The following is a 16,921-nucleotide window of genomic DNA, read 5'->3' as shown; positions in this document are numbered from 1 at the left end:
GGATCGGCGCGCCAGCCGCCGCGCCGCCCTCAGGCTTTCTCCAGCAGCGCCTCGCCGGCACTGACGCTGCATGCGCCGGGCGAATCCTCGATCTCGATGACTTCGACCCTGCCGTCCTGAAGCAGCGCGGCAAAGCGCTTGCAGCGGCCGAAAAGCCCGGCCGGAGGCGCGTCGAAATCAAGTCCCAGGGCGCGGGTCACACTGCCATCGGCGTCAGCCAGCACCTCGATTCCGGCCTCGGTCGCGCCGGTGGACTGCGCCCAGGTCGCGCAGACGAAGGGATCGTTCACGGTCAGGCAGACGATCCGGCTGATGCCCTTGTCGCGAAACTGCGAGGCGGTGCGGACAAAGCTGGGCATGTGGGCGTTGGTGCAGGTGCCGGTAAAGGCGCCCGGCAGGCCGAAGATCGCCACCCGGCCGGTGGCCAGTTCGGCGGTCGGCACGGTCTCGGGGCCGTTCTCGCCGGCCCGCAGCAGATTGCCTTCGGGGAAACTCTCTCCAGCCTGGATGCTCATCGCGCGTTCTCCATGAATTGCAACGGATTCGCCGCGACTATAGGCTGGGTCCCGAAGACAGGCCAGCGGCGGGAACAGCTGATGCGTATCGTGATCCTAGGGGCAGGGCAGGCGGCGGCCTCGATGGCGGCGCGGCTGCGGGCCCGGGGGCATGACGGCCCGCTGACCGTGGTCGGGGCCGAGCCCGTGGCGCCCTATCAGCGCCCGCCGCTGTCCAAGGCCTACCTGCTTGGGCAGATGGGGCTGGAGCGGCTGCTGCTGCGCGCCCCCGAATGGTGGACCGACCAGCGGATAGACCTGCGCCTGTCCGAGACGGCCACCGCCATCGACACGGCGTCCCGGCTGGTCACGACCGATCGTGGCAGCCTGGCCTATGACGCGCTGGCGCTGACGCTCGGGGCCCGCCCGCGCCGCCTGCCCGAGGCGGCGGGCGGACATCTTTCCGGGGTGTATGTGATCCGCAGCCTTGCCGATGTCGATGCGCTGGCCCCTTCGATGCGACCCGGCCGCCGGCTGATCGTGATCGGCGGCGGCTATATCGGGCTGGAGGCCGCGGCGGTCGCGCGCAAGCTGGACCTCGAGGTGACGGTGCTCGAATCCGCGCCGCGCATCCTTGGCCGCGTCGCCGCCACGGAAACGGCCGACATGATCCGCGCGCTGCATCAGGCGCACGGCGTGACCATCATGGAATCGGCCAGCCTGCAACGGATCACCGGGACCGACCGCGCCACCGGCGTCGCGCTGGCGGACGGGCGCGAATTGCCGGCCGACCTGATCGTGACCGGCATCGGAGTCCTGCCCGAGACCCGGCTGGCGCACGAGGCCGGGCTGGCCATCGATAACGGCATCCTCACCGATGACCGGGGTCGCAGCTCCGATCCGGCGATCTGGGCGGCCGGCGACTGCGCCAGCTTTCCGTTCGAGGGCGAGCGGATCCGGCTGGAAAGCGTCGGCGGCGCCATCGACATGGCCGAGACCGTGGCCGACAACATGCTCGGCGCGGATCGTGCCTATGTCGCGAAGCCGTGGTTCTGGTCCGACCAGTTCGACGCCAAGTTGCAGATCGCCGGGCTGGGCGCCGGCCATGATCGCATCGTCACCCGACCGGGCGACGGCCGGCATGGCGGCTCGGTCTGGTATTATCGGCGCGACCGGCTGATCGCCGTGGACGCGCTGAACGACGCCCGCGCCTACATGATCGGCAAGCGCCTGATCGAGGCCGGCCGCTCGCCCGATCCGCAAACCCTCGCCGAAACACCCGATCTCAAGGCGCTGCTGTGAGGATCTTCGGTCGGGAACGATCCTTGGCGGGAAGCCGGCGTCAGCCGGATGGGGGGCAGACAGCCCCGCTCGGCCGCGGGACGCATCCATGAGGATCGTCGGCGGCAGCCTGCGCGGCCTGAAACTCGCCGACTTGGCCGCGGGCGACGCGGCGGCGCATCTGCGCCCGACCACCGACCGGGTCCGCGAGGCGATCTTCAACCTGCTGATCAACGGCACGCATGGCGATCCGGTGCCGGGCGCCCGGGTGCTGGACCTGTTCGCGGGCACCGGCGCGCTGGGGCTCGAGGCGCTGTCGCGTGGCGCGGCGCGGGCGGTCTTCGTCGATGACGGGGTGACGGCGCGGGCCCTGATCCGGGCCAATGTCGAACGCGCCCGGGCCATGGGAGCGACCGATATCTGGCGGCGCGACGCCACGCGACTGGGTCCGAACCGCGACGCGCCCTACGGTCTGATCTTTCTCGACCCGCCTTACGGCAAGGGCCTGGGCCAGCGTGCCGTCGCCTCGGCGCTGGACGGCGGCTGGGTCGCGCCCGGCGCCATCATCGTGTGGGAGGACGCCCAGCCCGTCCCGGTTCCGCCACCGCTGGTGCGGATCGACCAGCGCCGTTACGGCGGCAGCGTGGTCACCCTGGCGCGGATGCCGGCGGCGGACTGACCCGAGCCGGGGCGACGTCGCCGGATCGTGATGACCGGCGCGGCAGCCTTGGGTTGCGGCTTCGGGCCGTGCAGTCACATCTGGGCTCACCCGACCCTCGCCAGAAACCATCCGGAAGAAAACCATGACCCGTTCGACCCGCAGCGCCGCAAGTCTCAGCCCGATCCTGTTCGCCCTTGCCTTCGGCGCCTATGCGCCGGCCGCGCAGGCCACCGATTCGGCGGCCCAGCACGACCACGCCGCCGATCACGCCGCCGATACCGCCGCGACCCATGCCATGTCCGAGGCGATGGCACGCATGCGGCACGGCATGGCGATCGAACCCAGCGGCGATGCCGACGTGGATTTCGCCCGCGGCATGATCCCGCATCACGAGGGCGCGATCGACATGGCGCGCGAGGTGCTGGAACACGGCGACGATCCGCAGATCCGCCATCTGGCCGAACAGGTGATCGAGGCCCAGCAATCCGAAATCCGGTTCCTGCAGGACTGGCTTTCGACCAACGCGCCGTCCCGATAGCCCCCCGGGCGCGCCGCCCTTCTGGCTGGCCGCGATCCGCTGGTCGAGGCCCCGGTCGTCCATCATCATCGGCGTGCATCCCGGTGACGCGATCGCGTTCACGACCAGCAGCGCGGGGTGCCCGGCCATCGCCGCGCGAACCGGCGAGATATGCGCGGCCACGCTGGTCGCGCGATCGGTCTGGCAGCCCGTCGCCGCCCGCCCAGGGCTGCCGGTGCCTTGCCCGCGATGGACGGCACGGGCTATGGCTGGGCGTCAGGACGATCCGCCCAAGGAGGCAAGCGCAGCCATGGCCCAGACAGATCCCTCGCCCATGCCCTCGCTGTTCCGCAGGCTGTGGTCGGACTACCTGCGCCGTCATCGCGCGGCGATGATGCTGGCCTTCGTGCTGATGGCGCTGGAAGGTTCGACGCTGGCGCTGATTTCGTGGATGTTGAAGCCGCTGTTCGATCTGGTGTTCGTCGGCAAGCAGCCGGGCGCGATCTGGTGGGTCGGCGGGGCGATCTTCGGGATCTTCCTGTTGCGGGCCGTCACGCTGGTCGCCAGCCGGTCGTTGCTGACCAAGATCTCGCTGTCGATCGCGACGCGGATGCAGGTCGATCTGCTGGCCCATATCCTGACGCTGGACGGTCGGTTCTTCCGCGACAACTCTCCCGGCGCGCTGATCGAGCGCATCCAGGGCGACACGGCCGCCGTGCAGGGCATCTGGGCGACCCTGCTGACCGGCGCCACGCGGGACGCGATCTCGCTGGTGATGCTGTTCGGGGTGGCGCTGACCGTCGATCCGGTCTGGACGCTGGGCGCGATGATCGGCGCGCCGCTGCTGATCGCGCCCGCCGCGCTGGTGCAGCGTTATATCCGTCGCAAGATGCGCCAGAATCGCTTGAACGCCAGCCAGCGCGCCACCCGCCTTGACGAGGTGCTGCACGGCATCGTCTCGATCAGGCTGAACCGCGCCGAGGCCGACCAGACACGGCGCTTCGGCGCGATCGTGGAAAACATCCGCAAGGCCCAGGTCAAGGTCGCAGCGACCAGCAGCGTCATTCCGGCGCTGACCGACATCGTGACCGGGATCGGGTTCGTCGCCGTGCTGGCGCTGGGCGGCAACGAGGTCATGCAGGGCGAGCGCAGCATCGGGGATTTCATGTCCTTCTTCACCGCGCTGGCGCTGGCCTTCCAGCCGATGCGGCGGCTGGGCAGCATGGCCGGCATCTGGCAGACCGCCGCAGCCAGCCTCGAACGGATCTACGAGGTATTCGACACGCAGCCCACGATCCTGTCCGGCCCGCGCCGTGAGCCGCCGACCGACACCTCGATCGTGCTGCGCGATGTCTGGCTGTCCTATGACGGCCAGCCGGTGCTGCGCGGCTTGCAGTTCACGGCCGAGGCGGGGCGGACCACCGCGCTGGTCGGACCGTCGGGGGCAGGCAAGTCGACGGTCTTCAACCTGCTGACGCGGATGGTCGATCCGGATCGCGGCCAGGTCCTGATGGGCGGCGTGCCGGTGGCCGAATACGATCTGGCGGTGCTGCGCGACCAGTTCTCGACCGTCGCCCAGGAATCCGCGCTGTTCGACGAATCGCTGCGCGACAACATCACCATGGGCCGCCCCGACGCCGACCCGTCCGCACTGGCAGAGGCGCTGGAAACCGCCCATGTCAGCGAATTCCTCGCCGGGCTGGCGAACGGGCTGGACAGTGCCGCCGGGCCGCGCGGCTCGTCCTTGTCGGGCGGCCAGCGTCAGCGGATCGCGATCGCCCGCGCGGTCCTGCGCGACGCGCCCGTGCTGCTGCTGGACGAGGCGACCAGCGCGCTGGATACGGTCAGCGAACGGCTGGTGCAGCAGGCGCTGGACCGGCTGTCGCGAGGTCGCACCACGCTGGTGATCGCGCACCGGCTGTCGACCATCCGCAACGCCGACAAGATCGTGGTGATCGAGGCCGGAAGGGTTGTCGAGCAGGGCAGCCATGACCAGTTGATGGCAAACGGCGCGGCTTATGCCCGCCTCGTCGACCTGCAATTCGGAGAACAGACATGACCCGCCAGATCATCCGCGTCAGCGGCGAGGACCGCGTCGAATTCCTGCAAGGCCTGGTCACCAACGACGTGAACCGCGCACCCTGCTGGGCCGCGATGCTGACCCCGCAGGGCAAGTATCTGGCCGATTTCCTGATCGTGCCCGATGATGACGCGCTGCTGCTGGATGTCCACGCCGGCCTGGCCGACGACCTGCTGCGGCGCCTGTCGATGTACAAGCTGCGTTCCAAGGTCGAACTGCATCCGACCGACCTGCCCGTGGCGCGCGGGACCGGCCCGGCCCCCGACGGCGCGATCGCGGACCCGCGCCATCCGGCCCTTGGCTGGCGGCTTTACGGCCAGGCGGGCGATGACGGCAGCGACTGGGATGCGATCCGCGTCGAACACTGCATCCCCGAAACCCTGGTCGAACTGATCCCCAACGACAGCTTCATCCTTGAAACCGGGTTCGAACGGCTGCACGGCGTCGATTTCCGCAAGGGCTGTTATGTCGGACAAGAGGTCACGGCGCGGATGAAGCACAAGACCGAACTGCGCAAGGGCCTGACCGTTCTGGGCGTGACCGGCGAGGCCCCGGTCGGCACGAAGATCACCCGCGAGGGCCGCGATGTCGGCGTGCTCTACACCCAGTCGGGCGGCCGGGGCATCGCCCATGTCCGCTTCGACCGGCTGGGCGAGGGGATGGAGGCCGGACCGGCCCGCGTCTTCACCGAATGAGCGCAGGGGCCGACATGGCCCCCGATGCGCAGCCGGTGCTGCGCAAGATCATCCATATCGACATGGACGCGTTCTATGCTTCGGTCGAACAGCGCGACAATCCCGATCTGCGCGGCAAGCCGGTCGCGGTCGGCGGCTCGTCCCTGCGCGGCGTGGTCGCGGCCGCCAGCTACGAGGCGCGGGTCTTCGGCGTCCGCTCGGCGATGCCGTCGGTCACCGCTTCGCGGCTGTGCCCCGACCTGATCTTCGTGCGGCACCGTTTTGACGTCTATCGCGCCGTCAGCGCCCAGATCCGCGACATCTTCGCCGATTATACGCCGCTGATCGAGCCGCTGTCGCTGGACGAGGCCTATCTGGATGTCACCGACCATCTGTGGCCCGGCCAGACCGCGACGCAGGTCGCCCGCGACATCCGCGCGCGCATCCGCCAGGCGACCGGGCTGACGGCCAGCGCCGGCGTCAGCTACAACAAGTTCCTGGCCAAGCTGGCCTCGGACCAGAACAAGCCCGACGGGCTGTGCGTCATCACCCCCGACCGGGGGCCCGACTTCGTGTTGACGCTGCCGGTCGGCCGGTTCCACGGCATCGGTCCCGCGACCGCGGCCAGGATGAACGCCATGGGCATCCTGACCGGCGCCGATCTGCGCGCCCAGGACCTGGATTTCCTGACCCGGCGCTTCGGCAAGTCGGGGCGCTATTACTGGAACATCTCGCGCGGCATCGATCACCGGCAGGTGCGCCCCGACCGGATCCGCAAATCGGTCGGGGCCGAGAACACCTATCACGCCGACCTGATGACCCTGGATCAGGCGGACGAGGCGCTGGCGGCGCTGGCCGACAAGGTCTGGCGCCATGTCGGCAAGCATGAATTGCAGGGCCGGACGGTCACGCTCAAGGTCAAGTTCTCGGATTTTCAGCAGATCACCCGCGCCCGGACCCTGAACCGGCCGGTGGCCGGCGAGGCCGAGATGCTGGCCATCGCGCGCGCGCTTGCCGCGACGGTGCTGCCCGATCCGCGTGGTGCGCGCCTGCTGGGGATCACCCTGTCCGGCTTCGACCATGACGATCGCCGGGACGACGCGCAGCTGGACCTGTTCGGCTGATCCGCTGCGCGCCGCTATCGCCGGGCATGACCGGCTGCGGGACGCGGCGGCAGGCCATAGGCCTTGCGCGCGGTGACCAGCCGCAGGTCCTCGGGGTCCATGCCCATCGACAGGATCGTCTTGCGGTCGAACCGCGCCCGGGCGGTGTCCTTGTCATAGGCGGTGCCGAACAGGCGGTCGATCCAGCCGGTGCCGAAGCTGACGTGGAAATTCGTTTCGTGGTCGTTGAAATGGTGGCGCAGATGGGCATGGGTCACCTGCCTGCCGAACCATTCCTTCGGCACGTCCAGATGCGCCAGCGTGTGGCAGTATTCATAGAAGGCGAAGGCCGCGACCGACCCCACGAAGACCGCGACCCAGGACCACAGGAACGCCGCACCCAGCCCCGCGAAGGGCAGCAGGACCAGCATGTGCAGTCCGACCGAGATCAGGCCGAAGCGGATCGCATACCAGTGGTCGCCGCCGGTGAAGAACTCGGCCTCGGCGGGAAATTCGTGATGGCCGATATGGCTGCGGTAAAGCTCGTTGAAGGGGCCTTGCTCGGCGGGCGGCGGCCGATGCAGCAGGAACCGGTGCATCGCGTATTCGACGCCGAACTGCGCGACGATGCCATAGGCCACGGCCAGCAGCAGCCAGACATCGAAATGCCACAGCATCAGCACCAGCCCGGCGATGAAGAACGGCGCCAGCCTTTGCAGCGCGCCCATGTGGATCAGCACCCGCAATGTCGGAATCATCGCGTCCTCCCTCCTGCCTGCCTGCAGAATCGCCCTTGGGGCTGCATCGGGTCAATGGCGATGCAACGGCAGCCGCGCAACGCCCGCAAGCGGTGTACAGGCTGTGCCTGTCCGGTGCATCCGCAGTGCACGCTTTGTGCGCCGGTTCTTGCCAGCATTTGCTGGCCAGATCGCAAAGCCGGGCGATCCGGGGGGTGCGCGCACAGCCGATGCAACGCGCGGCCCGTTGCGGCGCCCGTTTCGACATGAAGAACCCCGCGACACGCGGCCGCGGGGGTTCCTCTGTCGCGCAAGTGGCGCTCAGGCGCGTTCGCTGTACTCGAACAGTTCGGTGTTGACGACGATATCCTCGCCCTCGCCCACGAAGGGCGGGATCATGATGCGGACGCCGTTGTCGAGGATGGCGGGCTTGTAGCTGTTGGCGGCCGTCTGGCCCTTCACCACCGGCTCGGTCTCGGTGACCTTGCAGGTGACTTTCTGCGGGATCGACACCGACAGCGCCTCGTCGCCGTAATACTCGATCGTGGCGGTCATGCCGTCCTGCAGGAACGGGCGGCGATCGCCCAGCAATTCGGCGTCAAGCTCGGTCTGCTCGAAGGTCTCGCTGTCCATGAAGACCAGCTTGCCGTCGCTTTCATACAGGAATTGCTGGTCCTTCTGGTCCAGTCGGACCCGTTCCACCTTGTCTTCGCTGCGGAAGCGTTCGTTCAGCTTGCGGCCATCGCGCAGGTTCTTCATCTCGACCTGGGCGAAGGCGCCACCCTTGCCGGGCTTGACGTGGTTGACCTTGACGGCGGCCCACAGGCCACCGTCATGCTCCAGCACGTTGCCGGGGCGGATTTCGTTGCCGTTGATCTTGGGCATGGGGGAAAACTCGTTGGGGATGTTTCGGGAAATCGGGCCGTCCGGGCGTTGAACGACGCTGCCGCGCCCCTATATCGGGGGCTGCGGACAGAGGCAACCGAAACGGGTTTTGCACGTTGTCAAGGCGGGAGCCGAGGACAAATCCCGACGAACCAACGATGAAGTGGTAAAATTTACCTGAGTTTTTCCTGTAATGCAGGTTATGCATGGCAGCCATGCAGTCGAGGCAATATCGAATCGGTGTCGAACTGGTCTAGTCAGGCTGCACCGTCGGAGAAACGGAAATAAACGATGCGGGTTCTGGCGATGTAGCCCCGCAAGGCCCGGGCGACTCCCGGGCCCAATATATGGACGGATGTAATGCGCGATTTTGTAGACGGCTCAGCTTTCAACTTCGAACAAGGCCAGCGTGCCCGCAAGCTGTTCGCTGCGGTGGTTCTGGCGGCGCTGGACGATGCCATCGCCGACGACAAGAAATACGGCAACGGCCCCGAGCAGATCGCCCGCTGGGCGCGGTCGCGTGATGGCCGCGAGGTTCTCAGCTGCGCCGGAATCGATCCGAACGAACGGGTCGTCAAGGGATTGATGGATTTCGTGTCCAAGGGCGTACGCACCTCGGTGGCGCTGTCGCGCGAGGAAAGCGAACGCCGCATGGCCGCCGAGGCCGAGGAAGCCGAAGCCGCCTGACAGATCGTGCCGCAAGGCGCTGCAAGGCCGCCCGTTCGGGGCGGCCTTTCTGATTTCGCGACGTTACAGCCGGGTGATGAGCCGGTCCGCGAACAGGCGATCGACGTCATGGGCATGGCACAGTTCGGTGGCCGGGGTCATGACTGCGGCCGCAGCCGCCGAAGCGCCCATCGCCAGGGCCTCCTGTACCGGCCAGTCGCGGGCCATCGCCAGCACGAAGCCCGCCACGAAGCTGTCGCCCGCGCCGACGGCACTGACCACCGGGACCCGCGCCGCCTCGGCATGCCAGGCCCCCCCCGGTCCGGCGATGACCGAGCCATCGGCGCCGCGCGCCACGATCACCGACTTCGCTGCGCCATCCTTGACCAGGCCCGCCGCGAATGCTGCGCTGTCACTGCGCAGCGGCAGGCTGCGGCCCGCCAGCTCCTCGGCTTCGTGGCTGTCCATCCGCAGCACGTCCACCGGAATCGACGATCCGGCCAGCAGCCGCAGCGCCTCGCCCGAAGTATCGACCAACAGCTTCGCGCGCCCGTCCTTCAGGCGCACCGTCAGCATCTGTTCAAAACCCGGCGCAACGCCGGGCGGGTTCGATCCCGACACGACGACCCAGCCGCCGGCTCGCGCCTTTTCGGTGATCGCCGACATCATGTCCGCGACATGGGTTGTGTGCCATTCCGGGCCCGGAAGCACGAAGCGATACTGTTCGCCGGTCGAGCGGTCGGTGACGGCCAGCGATTGCCGGGTCTCGCCCGGCGCGGTCAGGCGCACCAGCGACAGGCCGTCGGATTTCAGCATCTCGGCGATGCGGGTGCCGGTCGCGCCGCCCAGAGCCACCATCGCGGTCGAAGACCCGCCCATGATCTTGATCGCGCGACTGACATTGATGCCGCCGCCGCCCGGATCGACCACCGGCTTGTCGCAGCGCAGCTTCAGGCCGGGGCGCACCTGCTCGGCGGCGGTCGAAAGGTCCAGGGCCGGGTTGAGCGTGACGGTCAGGATCGGCGCCTGCGCAGCGACCGGGTCGGGGCTCATTCCCACCACCTGTCGATCCGCGCGATATCATCGTCGGACCAGCCGAAATGGTGGGCCAGCTCATGCGTGACGACATGCGCGACAAGCTGCCCCAGCGTGACATCGCCGCGCGCGGCCCATTCATCCAGAAGCGGCCGACGATACAGCCAGACGATGTCGGGCCCGCCGGGCTGGTCGCCGACGGATTTCTCGGTCACCGGGATTCCGTCATAAAGCCCGGTCAGTTCGAACGGATCGTCGATCTGCAACTCGTCCAGCACCTCCTCGGACGCGAATTCGGCGACCCGGATCGCCACGTCATGCGCGTGGCCGGCGAACCGGGCCGGCAACGTCGCCAGCGCGGCGCGTGCCATCACCTCGATCTCGGTGGCATCGGGGGCGCGAAGCCCTTCCCAGTCCGTCATCCGCACCTCCCAGGGGTTGCCACCCCGATATGGACAAAAAACGCCGGCTGTGAAAGAGCATCGGCAACAGGAGATCCGCCATGACCACCACCCGTTTCGCCCCGTCGCCCACCGGACATATCCATGTCGGCAATCTTCGGACTGCGCTGTTCAACTTCCTGATCGCGCGAAAGGCGGGCGGCACGTTCATTCTGCGGCTGGACGACACCGACCGGGAACGCTCGAAAGAGGAATATGTCGACGGCATCAAGCGCGATCTGGACTGGCTTGGCCTGCATTGGGACCGGGTCGAGCGGCAGTCGCTGCGGCTCGACCGCTATGCCGAGATGGCCGACGAACTGAAGGCGACAGGCCGGCTTTACGAGGTCTTCGAGACCCCGACCGAACTGGACCTGAAGCGCAAGAAACAGCTGAACATGGGCAAGCCGCCGGTCTATGACCGCACCGGGCTGCATCTGTCCGATGCCGATCGCGACCGGCTGCGGGCGGAGGGGCGCGAAGGTTACTGGCGCTTTCGGCTGGATCACGAGCGGATCGAATGGGTCGATGGCATCCTGGGCGACATCTCGATCGACGCGGCCTCGGTCAGCGATCCGGTGCTGATCCGCGCGGACGGGCAGGTTCTTTATACCTTTGCCAGCAGCGTCGACGATACCGACATGGGCGTGACCGATATCGTGCGCGGATCGGACCATGTCACGAACACCGCGACGCAGATCCAGATCATCCGTGCGATCGGCGGCACGCCTCCGGCCTTCGCGCATCACAGCCTGCTGACGGGCGCCAGGGGCGAAGAGCTGTCGAAGCGCATCGGCGCGCTGTCGCTCAAGGACCTGCGCGAGGCCGGCGTCGCGCCCGAGGCGCTGCTGTCGCTGATGGCGCGCCTGGGGTCGGGCCAGCCGGTCACGCTGGCCAGCCTTGACGAATTGGCGGCCCGGTTCGAGCTGTCGCAGTTCGGTGCCTCGCCGACGAAGTTCGATGCCGAGGATCTGTGGCCCCTGACCCGCGAGCAGAACCAGTCCCAGCCCTTCGAGGCGGTCCGCGACAGGATCGCGGGCCTGGGCGTGCCGCAGGACCAGGCCGAGCGTTTCTGGCGGGTGGCGTCGGGGAACATCACCACCATGGACGATCTCGCCGGCTGGTGGAGGATCATCAGCGAGGGCGCCGAGCCGCAGATCGACCCCGAGGACGCCGGCTTCGTTGCCGAGGCGATGACCCTGTTGCCGCCTCCGCCCTATGATGACACGAGCTGGTCTGACTGGACCGGGCGGGTGAAACAGGCGACCGGCCGGAAGGGCAAGTCGCTGTTCATGCCCTTGCGCAAGGCCGTGACCGGGCAGGCGCACGGACCGGACATGTCCGAGCTGATGCCGCTGCTGCGCGTCGTGAAGGCACGCGGCTGAGCGGACGCGGCCGGCCGAGGCGCCGGGTTTGCGTCCCGCGCCGCCCCGGGGGCTGCCCGCCCCCGGACCTCCGGAGATATTTCCAGACCGAAGACGAGCGGCATGGCCGGGCGGTCGATTGCCCGGCTTTCATCGGGCTGCGGTCAGTGGGACGGCCGTGATGCGGTCTTCAGTCAGGTTCATGCTGGCGGAACAGGACTTCGGCGGGACCGTGCCCGACCTCGCCGACGATCCAGGCGTCGTCGCCTGCCGCGTGAATTGCGGCAAGCGCCGCTTCGGCCCGCGCGGCCGGCAGGGCGGCAATAAGGCCGCCCGAGGTCTGAGGGTCGAAGACCAGCCGGCCGCGCGCGGTCGCGGGGACCTGAACCAGGCCAAGCGTGGCGGAACGGTTGGCGGCGTAAAGCGAGCTGTGATGTCCGGCCGCTGACAATGTCTCTGCCCCGTCGATCAGCGGCAACCGGTCGAGCGCGATCGTGATGCGCGCGCCGGACGCCTCGGCGATGCCGGCCAGGTGGCCGGCCAGCCCGAAGCCGGTCAGATCGGTCATCGCCCGGGCGCGCAGGTCGCTCGGGTCCTGGCCGAGGATGCGGGCCGCATGGGCCTGATCGCGCGACATCCAGTCCCAGGCCGCGGCGACGGCCCTGCCGGGTGCGGCCCCGATCATCTCGGCGGCGAGCACCACCCCGGTTCCTATCGGCTTGGTCAGGATGAGCACGTCGCCGGGTCTTGCGGTCTGGCCGATCGGGTCGCGGGCCGTTCCGGTCAGCGAGAAGCCGATGGTCATCTCGGCCCCGGTCGAGCTGTGTCCACCCACGATCGGCGCGCCTGCCGCGTCCAGCACCTGCGCCGCTGCGTCCATGATTTCCGTCAGGGTCCGCTCCTGCAAGGGTTCGGACAGGCGCGGCAGTGTCACCTGGATCAGCGCCGATTGCGGCTGGGCACCCATTGCCCGGATATCCCCCAGCGCATGCAGCGCCGCGATGCGGGCCATCAATGCAGGGTCCAGGACGAAGGCGCGCAGGTGGTCGGTGGTCAACACCTGTCGCAGATCGCCCATCTGGATGACTGCGGCGTCGTCGCCCGGACCGGTCAGGATGTCGTGCCGACGCGGCGAGGCTTGTGCAAGCAGAACGCGCTGCAGCGCCGCCCGGCCCATCTTGGCGCCACATCCTCCGCAGAGCGGCTTGTCGCCCATGGCGTCGCGCGCCCCGAGCGCCATCTGCCGGGGCAGGGCGGGAGGGGGCATTTTCGGCAGGTCGTGCAGCATGGCCATGAATCGACGGTCGATCCGGTCCTTCCAGTGCCAGACCCAGCCTCCGCCAACGCCCAGTCCCCACTTGTCCGCGACCGCGTCCCCCCCGGCAGCGATCAGCCGCAGCCAGTCCCTCTGGGGCCGGAAGCGGCGCTGCCGCCCTCGCCCCGTCAGCGCGGCCCGCAGATTCGCGGCCAGCACGGGTGCCTGCCTGACCGCAAAGACGCCGGCCTGCGGCCTGGGAGCGTCAGACAGGATCGCGCAATCGCCGGTCGCGAAGACCTGCCCGTCCGAGGTCGCCAGCCTGTCGTCGACGAGGATTCGGTCGCCCTGCATCCTCAACCCGGTCGCGCCAAGCCAGTCGGGAGTCCAGCCTCCGGCAGCGCCCACGATGAGCTGCGCGGGCAGCGTCCGGCCGTCGGCAAGCTGAACGGACCTCGCGGAGATTTCGGTGACGGGGCTTCCACAGATCAGGTCGATCCTCGCGGCAGCCGCGCGCACCAGCACATGTCGACGTGCGGGCGTGGACAGTTCGCGCAGGGGGGTTGCGTCGGCCTCGATGACCGTGACGGGCGCGTGGGGCAGGCGGCGCCTGGCGGCAAGGGCGATCTCGACCCCCGCAAGGCCGCCGCCGATGATCACGATCCTGCCGCCGCCCGAGGCCGCGAAATCCTGCCAGCGTTCGACGAATTGCGAAGTGGGCTTGAGGGGCAGCGCGTGCTGGGCAAAGCCCGGCAGATCCGGCGGAATCGTCGCGACGCCGACGTCCAGCGACGCGATGTCGTATGCGACCGGCCCGCGCCCGGCCAGTTGCACCTGGCCGGAAGCCGTGTCGAGGCCGGTCGCACGGTCGAGGATCAGGCGCGCCCCGGCATGCCGCGCCAGCTTCACGAGATCGATCGTCAGCAGGTCGCGATCATAAAGTCCGGCCACGAAGCCCGGCAGCATTCCCGAATACTCGGCCACCGGGTGCGGGTTTATCAGCGTGACGCGCGCGCCCGCCAGGGGTTGCATCCCCCACATGCGCAGCAGCAGCGCGTGGCTGTGGCCACCGCCGACCAGCACCAGATCGCGAGAGGCGGGAATGTCGAGTTTCATCGCGACTCCTTCGTGTTCCGCTTCGCCGGAAGGCTGGCGGTCAGAGCGTCAAGAAAACCGCTTGACGCCCCCGGCGCCACCCCTTAAATCGCCCAGCACTCGTGGCGGAGTAGCTCAGTTGGTTAGAGCAGAGGAATCATAATCCTTGTGTCGGGGGTTCAAATCCCTCCTCCGCTACCATCGCACCCTGCAATTCCCTGATGTTTCTCGGGACGGCCCTCGGGTCAGGCAGATCTGCCCGTCTTGCGAAGACTCCCCAATCCCACGCTTGACCTGCGGATCGGCTATCGGATCCGGGAAGGGGCCCATCGCGGCATCAAGCCCGCGACGGGGCACAAGGTTGATGCGCGGGCGTTGGGCCCGGACTTCGCTGCTTTCATCCGCGCGCAGACCTCGTCCGGGTGCTGCGTGACCTCAAGCTGCCGGACGTCGCTGCGATGCCGCGCAAGTTGCGGTGTGCGTCATGCGGGCCTGCATGACGATGACGCCCGCAGCCCGATTCGACGGTCTTTTCGGTGCCGGGCTCTGCCTCCCGACAAACGCATTGTCGCTGCGTAAGACTGTGCTGCATCTTGATCTCCTCCCTCTTTGCCTGAAACGTGGGGCGCCACTGAGCAGGGGAAAAACATGACGATCGCGATGGATGCCGACGCACTGAACGCCTTTCTGGCCCGCGATTTTCCGCAGGTGGCGGGTCAGTACCGTGTCGATAGCGTGGATGAGGACGGATTGCAGGCGCGACTGATCGTGGACGAATCCCATCTGCGGCCCGGCGGTACCGTCAGCGGACCATCAATCTTCGCGCTGGCCGATCTGGCGGTCTATTGCGCGATCCTCGCGCGGATCGGACCGGTCGCGCTGGCGGTGACGACGAACGCCTCGATCGATTTCATGCGCAAGCCGCAAGCGGGCAAGGACCTGATCGCCCGATGCCGTGTCCTGAAGCTGGGCAGGGTCCTTGCCGTGGCCGAAGCACTGATCGGCTCGGACGGGGCGTCCGAACCGGTTGCGCGCTGTTCGATGACCTACGCGATTCCGCCGAAATAACGGAATTCCGGCGGCTTGTGCGGGGGTATCTTAATACCTATTTGTCAAGCACCTGATTGTATTTATAAAAATCGAGATGATACCTCTTGACCCGGCGCGCGCGATTTTCGATATACCCTCATCTCGAACAGCAAACCGACCCTGAAGGGACGAAAGATGAAGACCTATACCGCGAAACCGGCGGAGATCGAGAAGAAGTGGATCCTGATCGACGCCGAGGGCGTCGTTCTGGGTCGCCTCGCCACGATCGTCGCCAACCGCCTGCGCGGCAAGCACAAGCCGACGTTCACGCCGCACATGGACATGGGCGACAATGTGATCGTCATCAACGCCGACAAGGTGCAGATGACCGGCAGCAAGCGCGATGACAAGAAATACTTCTGGCACACCGGCCATCCGGGCGGCATCAAGCACCGCACCGCGCGTCAGGTGCTGGAAGGCGCGCATCCCGAGCGCGTGGTGATCAAGGCGGTCGAACGCATGATCACCCGCAACAAGCTGGGCAAGCAGCAGATGACCCATCTGCGCGTCTATGCGGGCACCGAACACCCGCACGAGGCTCAGCAGCCCGAAGTTCTGGACGTCAAGGTCCTGAACGCCAAGAACACCCGGAGCGCGTGATTATGGCTGAAGACATCAAAACACTCGACGACCTGAAGTCGGCAGTACCGGGCATCGAGGCGGCAGCGCCCGAGGCCGCGATCAGCCGCGAGCCGCAGCGCGACCAGCACGGCCGCGCCTATGCGACCGGCAAGCGCAAGGACGCCGTTGCCCGCGTCTGGGTCAAGCCAGGCTCTGGCAAGGTCACCGTGAACGGCAAGGACATCAACGATTACTTCGCCCGTCCGGTGCTGCAGATGATCCTGAAGCAGCCCTTCGACGTGGCTGGCGTCGCCGGACAATACGACGTGCAGGCGACCGTCAAGGGCGGCGGCCTGTCGGGTCAGGCCGGCGCGGTCAAGCATGGCATCAGCCAGGCCCTTCAGCTGCACGAGCCCAGCCTGCGGGCCGCGCTCAAGGCCGCCGGTTTCCTGACCCGCGACAGCCGCGTCGTCGAGCGGAAGAAATACGGCCGGGCGAAAGCGCGCCGCAGCTTCCAGTTCTCGAAGCGCTGATCCCTGCGCTTGTCGATTCTCGTGGAAGGCGCGGCCCGTTGGGTCGCGCCTTTTGCATGGCGCGTCGTCGAACCAGAACCGATACCGGCTTGAGGAGGGGCCAGGGGCAAGGGGCGCCGGATGGAAAGGCGCACCCATGCGGTGGCGGAACGCCACCGGATCAGCGTGCGTGGTGCCGGAATCGGGATTGAAGAGGGCGTGATTCCATCCGGATTCGGTCGATCATGGCCCGGGTGAGGCGCGAATCCCGCGCCGCCGGCGAAGACAGCGACGCAGCACGTCACATGAGTGTCGTAAATTTATACATACAGTTCATGTGCTTGTGCGAAAAATGACCAGATGGCCCAATTTTCCTCTTGCGGGTTTTGGTTCTGGTCCGTAAATACCGCTTCACCGAACGGCGGGAGACGCTGTGAGGGACGGGATAGCGGGACTTGGTTTTGCTGTTTCG

Annotated in this window: 17 protein-coding genes and 1 tRNA gene; 12 read left to right on the top strand and 6 right to left on the bottom strand. The window is 67.7% G+C overall.

Annotation, left to right across the window (positions count from 1 at the left end):
- Window positions 1-29 precede the first annotated feature (29 nt).
- Entirely contained in the window at window positions 30-515 is a 486-nt protein-coding gene (locus tag L1965_RS03420; RefSeq protein ID WP_235755019.1) for a peroxiredoxin, read from the bottom strand.
- 78 nt (window positions 516-593) lie between these two features.
- Between L1965_RS03420 and L1965_RS03415 the strand changes: the two genes are divergently transcribed.
- From L1965_RS03415 to dinB, 6 genes are all read left to right on the top strand, one after another.
- Entirely contained in the window at window positions 594-1,796 is a 1,203-nt protein-coding gene (locus L1965_RS03415) for an NAD(P)/FAD-dependent oxidoreductase (RefSeq protein WP_235755583.1), read from the top strand.
- 88 nt (window positions 1,797-1,884) lie between these two features.
- The gene (locus L1965_RS03410) at window positions 1,885-2,454 is read left to right on the top strand and encodes an RsmD family RNA methyltransferase (RefSeq protein ID WP_235755018.1); all 570 of its coding nucleotides are present in this window, start codon (window positions 1,885-1,887) and stop codon (window positions 2,452-2,454) included.
- Between the two features lie 124 nt (window positions 2,455-2,578).
- Window positions 2,579-2,974: a CopM family metallochaperone gene (gene copM, locus L1965_RS03405; RefSeq protein WP_235755017.1), complete on the top strand. Its 396-nt coding sequence runs from the start codon at window positions 2,579-2,581 to the stop codon at window positions 2,972-2,974.
- Window positions 2,975-3,263: 289 nt separating this feature from the next.
- Window positions 3,264-5,012: an ABC transporter ATP-binding protein gene (locus L1965_RS03400; RefSeq protein WP_235755016.1), complete on the top strand. Its 1,749-nt coding sequence runs from the start codon at window positions 3,264-3,266 to the stop codon at window positions 5,010-5,012.
- Entirely contained in the window at window positions 5,009-5,728 is a 720-nt protein-coding gene (ygfZ, locus tag L1965_RS03395) for a CAF17-like 4Fe-4S cluster assembly/insertion protein YgfZ (protein WP_235755015.1), read from the top strand. Before L1965_RS03400 ends, ygfZ begins: the two co-directional genes overlap by 4 nt.
- A gap of 14 nt (window positions 5,729-5,742) precedes the next feature.
- Complete coding sequence (gene dinB, locus L1965_RS03390) at window positions 5,743-6,831, top strand: DNA polymerase IV (protein ID WP_235755014.1); 1,089 nt, start codon at window positions 5,743-5,745, stop codon at window positions 6,829-6,831.
- 14 nt (window positions 6,832-6,845) lie between these two features.
- On the opposite strand, the gene L1965_RS03385 is transcribed toward dinB, so the two are convergent.
- Window positions 6,846-7,568 carry a sterol desaturase family protein gene (locus L1965_RS03385; RefSeq protein ID WP_235755013.1) on the bottom strand — a complete coding sequence of 241 codons (723 nt, stop codon included), beginning with the start codon at window positions 7,566-7,568 and terminating at the stop codon, window positions 6,846-6,848.
- Window positions 7,569-7,868: 300 nt separating this feature from the next.
- Window positions 7,869-8,432: an elongation factor P gene (gene efp, locus L1965_RS03380; RefSeq protein WP_235755012.1), complete on the bottom strand. Its 564-nt coding sequence runs from the start codon at window positions 8,430-8,432 to the stop codon at window positions 7,869-7,871.
- Window positions 8,433-8,792: 360 nt separating this feature from the next.
- On the opposite strand from efp, the gene L1965_RS03375 reads away from it, so the two are divergent.
- Window positions 8,793-9,119, top strand: coding sequence for a DUF6280 family protein (locus L1965_RS03375; RefSeq protein WP_235755011.1), 327 nt, complete (start codon window positions 8,793-8,795; stop codon window positions 9,117-9,119).
- Between the two features lie 63 nt (window positions 9,120-9,182).
- Here L1965_RS03375 and L1965_RS03370 read toward each other — a convergent pair whose 3' ends face one another.
- Window positions 9,183-10,151 carry a 1-phosphofructokinase family hexose kinase gene (locus L1965_RS03370; RefSeq protein ID WP_235755010.1) on the bottom strand — a complete coding sequence of 323 codons (969 nt, stop codon included), beginning with the start codon at window positions 10,149-10,151 and terminating at the stop codon, window positions 9,183-9,185.
- Window positions 10,148-10,555, bottom strand: a complete 408-nt coding sequence (locus L1965_RS03365) for a metallopeptidase family protein (protein ID WP_235755009.1) — start codon at window positions 10,553-10,555, stop codon at window positions 10,148-10,150. Before L1965_RS03365 ends, L1965_RS03370 begins: the two co-directional genes overlap by 4 nt.
- An 80-nt stretch (window positions 10,556-10,635) precedes the next feature.
- On the opposite strand from L1965_RS03365, the gene gltX reads away from it, so the two are divergent.
- A complete protein-coding gene (gene gltX / locus L1965_RS03360) occupies window positions 10,636-11,958 on the top strand; it encodes a glutamate--tRNA ligase (RefSeq protein WP_235755008.1) in 1,323 nt (440 codons plus the stop codon).
- A 169-nt stretch (window positions 11,959-12,127) separates the two neighbouring features.
- On the opposite strand, the gene selD is transcribed toward gltX, so the two are convergent.
- Window positions 12,128-14,308 carry a selenide, water dikinase SelD gene (gene selD, locus L1965_RS03355; protein WP_235755007.1) on the bottom strand — a complete coding sequence of 727 codons (2,181 nt, stop codon included), beginning with the start codon at window positions 14,306-14,308 and terminating at the stop codon, window positions 12,128-12,130.
- Between the two features lie 103 nt (window positions 14,309-14,411).
- Here selD and L1965_RS03350 point away from each other — a divergent pair.
- The 4 genes from L1965_RS03350 (at window position 14,412) to rpsI (ending at window position 16,470) form a co-directional block, all read left to right on the top strand.
- Window positions 14,412-14,488, top strand: a tRNA-Met gene (locus L1965_RS03350).
- Between the two features lie 447 nt (window positions 14,489-14,935).
- Complete coding sequence (locus tag L1965_RS03345; protein WP_235755006.1) at window positions 14,936-15,355, top strand: PaaI family thioesterase; 420 nt, start codon at window positions 14,936-14,938, stop codon at window positions 15,353-15,355.
- A gap of 156 nt (window positions 15,356-15,511) precedes the next feature.
- The gene (gene rplM, locus L1965_RS03340; protein ID WP_235755005.1) at window positions 15,512-15,976 is read left to right on the top strand and encodes a 50S ribosomal protein L13; all 465 of its coding nucleotides are present in this window, start codon (window positions 15,512-15,514) and stop codon (window positions 15,974-15,976) included.
- 2 nt (window positions 15,977-15,978) lie between these two features.
- Window positions 15,979-16,470 carry a 30S ribosomal protein S9 gene (rpsI, locus tag L1965_RS03335; protein ID WP_235755004.1) on the top strand — a complete coding sequence of 164 codons (492 nt, stop codon included), beginning with the start codon at window positions 15,979-15,981 and terminating at the stop codon, window positions 16,468-16,470.
- Window positions 16,471-16,921 lie beyond the last annotated feature (451 nt).

This window comes from Paracoccus salsus (genome assembly GCF_021556615.1).
In the GTDB taxonomy this organism is placed as follows: domain Bacteria; phylum Pseudomonadota; class Alphaproteobacteria; order Rhodobacterales; family Rhodobacteraceae; genus Paracoccus; species Paracoccus salsus.
The sequence above is the reverse complement of the archived record's forward strand: the minus strand, read 5'-3'. Positions and strand labels throughout refer to the sequence as shown.

Bases quoted from the DNA above. Each gene is read 5' to 3' on its own strand.
- copM (WP_235755017.1), top strand. From the start codon at position 2,579: ATGACCCGTTCGACCCGCAGCGCCGCAAGTCTCAGCCCGATCCTGTTC.
- L1965_RS03400 (WP_235755016.1), top strand. From the start codon at position 3,264: ATGGCCCAGACAGATCCCTCGCCCATGCCCTCGCTGTTCCGCAGGCTG.
- L1965_RS03375 (WP_235755011.1), top strand. From the start codon at position 8,793: ATGCGCGATTTTGTAGACGGCTCAGCTTTCAACTTCGAACAAGGCCAG.
- L1965_RS03420 (WP_235755019.1), bottom strand. From the start codon at position 515: ATGAGCATCCAGGCTGGAGAGAGTTTCCCCGAAGGCAATCTGCTGCGG.
- L1965_RS03370 (WP_235755010.1), bottom strand. From the start codon at position 10,151: ATGAGCCCCGACCCGGTCGCTGCGCAGGCGCCGATCCTGACCGTCACG.
- L1965_RS03365 (WP_235755009.1), bottom strand. From the start codon at position 10,555: ATGACGGACTGGGAAGGGCTTCGCGCCCCCGATGCCACCGAGATCGAG.
- gltX (WP_235755008.1), top strand. From the start codon at position 10,636: ATGACCACCACCCGTTTCGCCCCGTCGCCCACCGGACATATCCATGTC.
- rplM (WP_235755005.1), top strand. From the start codon at position 15,512: ATGAAGACCTATACCGCGAAACCGGCGGAGATCGAGAAGAAGTGGATC.
- ygfZ (WP_235755015.1), top strand. From the start codon at position 5,009: ATGACCCGCCAGATCATCCGCGTCAGCGGCGAGGACCGCGTCGAATTC.
- L1965_RS03385 (WP_235755013.1), bottom strand. From the start codon at position 7,568: ATGATTCCGACATTGCGGGTGCTGATCCACATGGGCGCGCTGCAAAGG.
- efp (WP_235755012.1), bottom strand. From the start codon at position 8,432: ATGCCCAAGATCAACGGCAACGAAATCCGCCCCGGCAACGTGCTGGAG.
- L1965_RS03410 (WP_235755018.1), top strand. From the start codon at position 1,885: ATGAGGATCGTCGGCGGCAGCCTGCGCGGCCTGAAACTCGCCGACTTG.
- rpsI (WP_235755004.1), top strand. From the start codon at position 15,979: ATGGCTGAAGACATCAAAACACTCGACGACCTGAAGTCGGCAGTACCG.
- L1965_RS03345 (WP_235755006.1), top strand. From the start codon at position 14,936: ATGACGATCGCGATGGATGCCGACGCACTGAACGCCTTTCTGGCCCGC.
- dinB (WP_235755014.1), top strand. From the start codon at position 5,743: ATGGCCCCCGATGCGCAGCCGGTGCTGCGCAAGATCATCCATATCGAC.
- selD (WP_235755007.1), bottom strand. From the start codon at position 14,308: ATGAAACTCGACATTCCCGCCTCTCGCGATCTGGTGCTGGTCGGCGGT.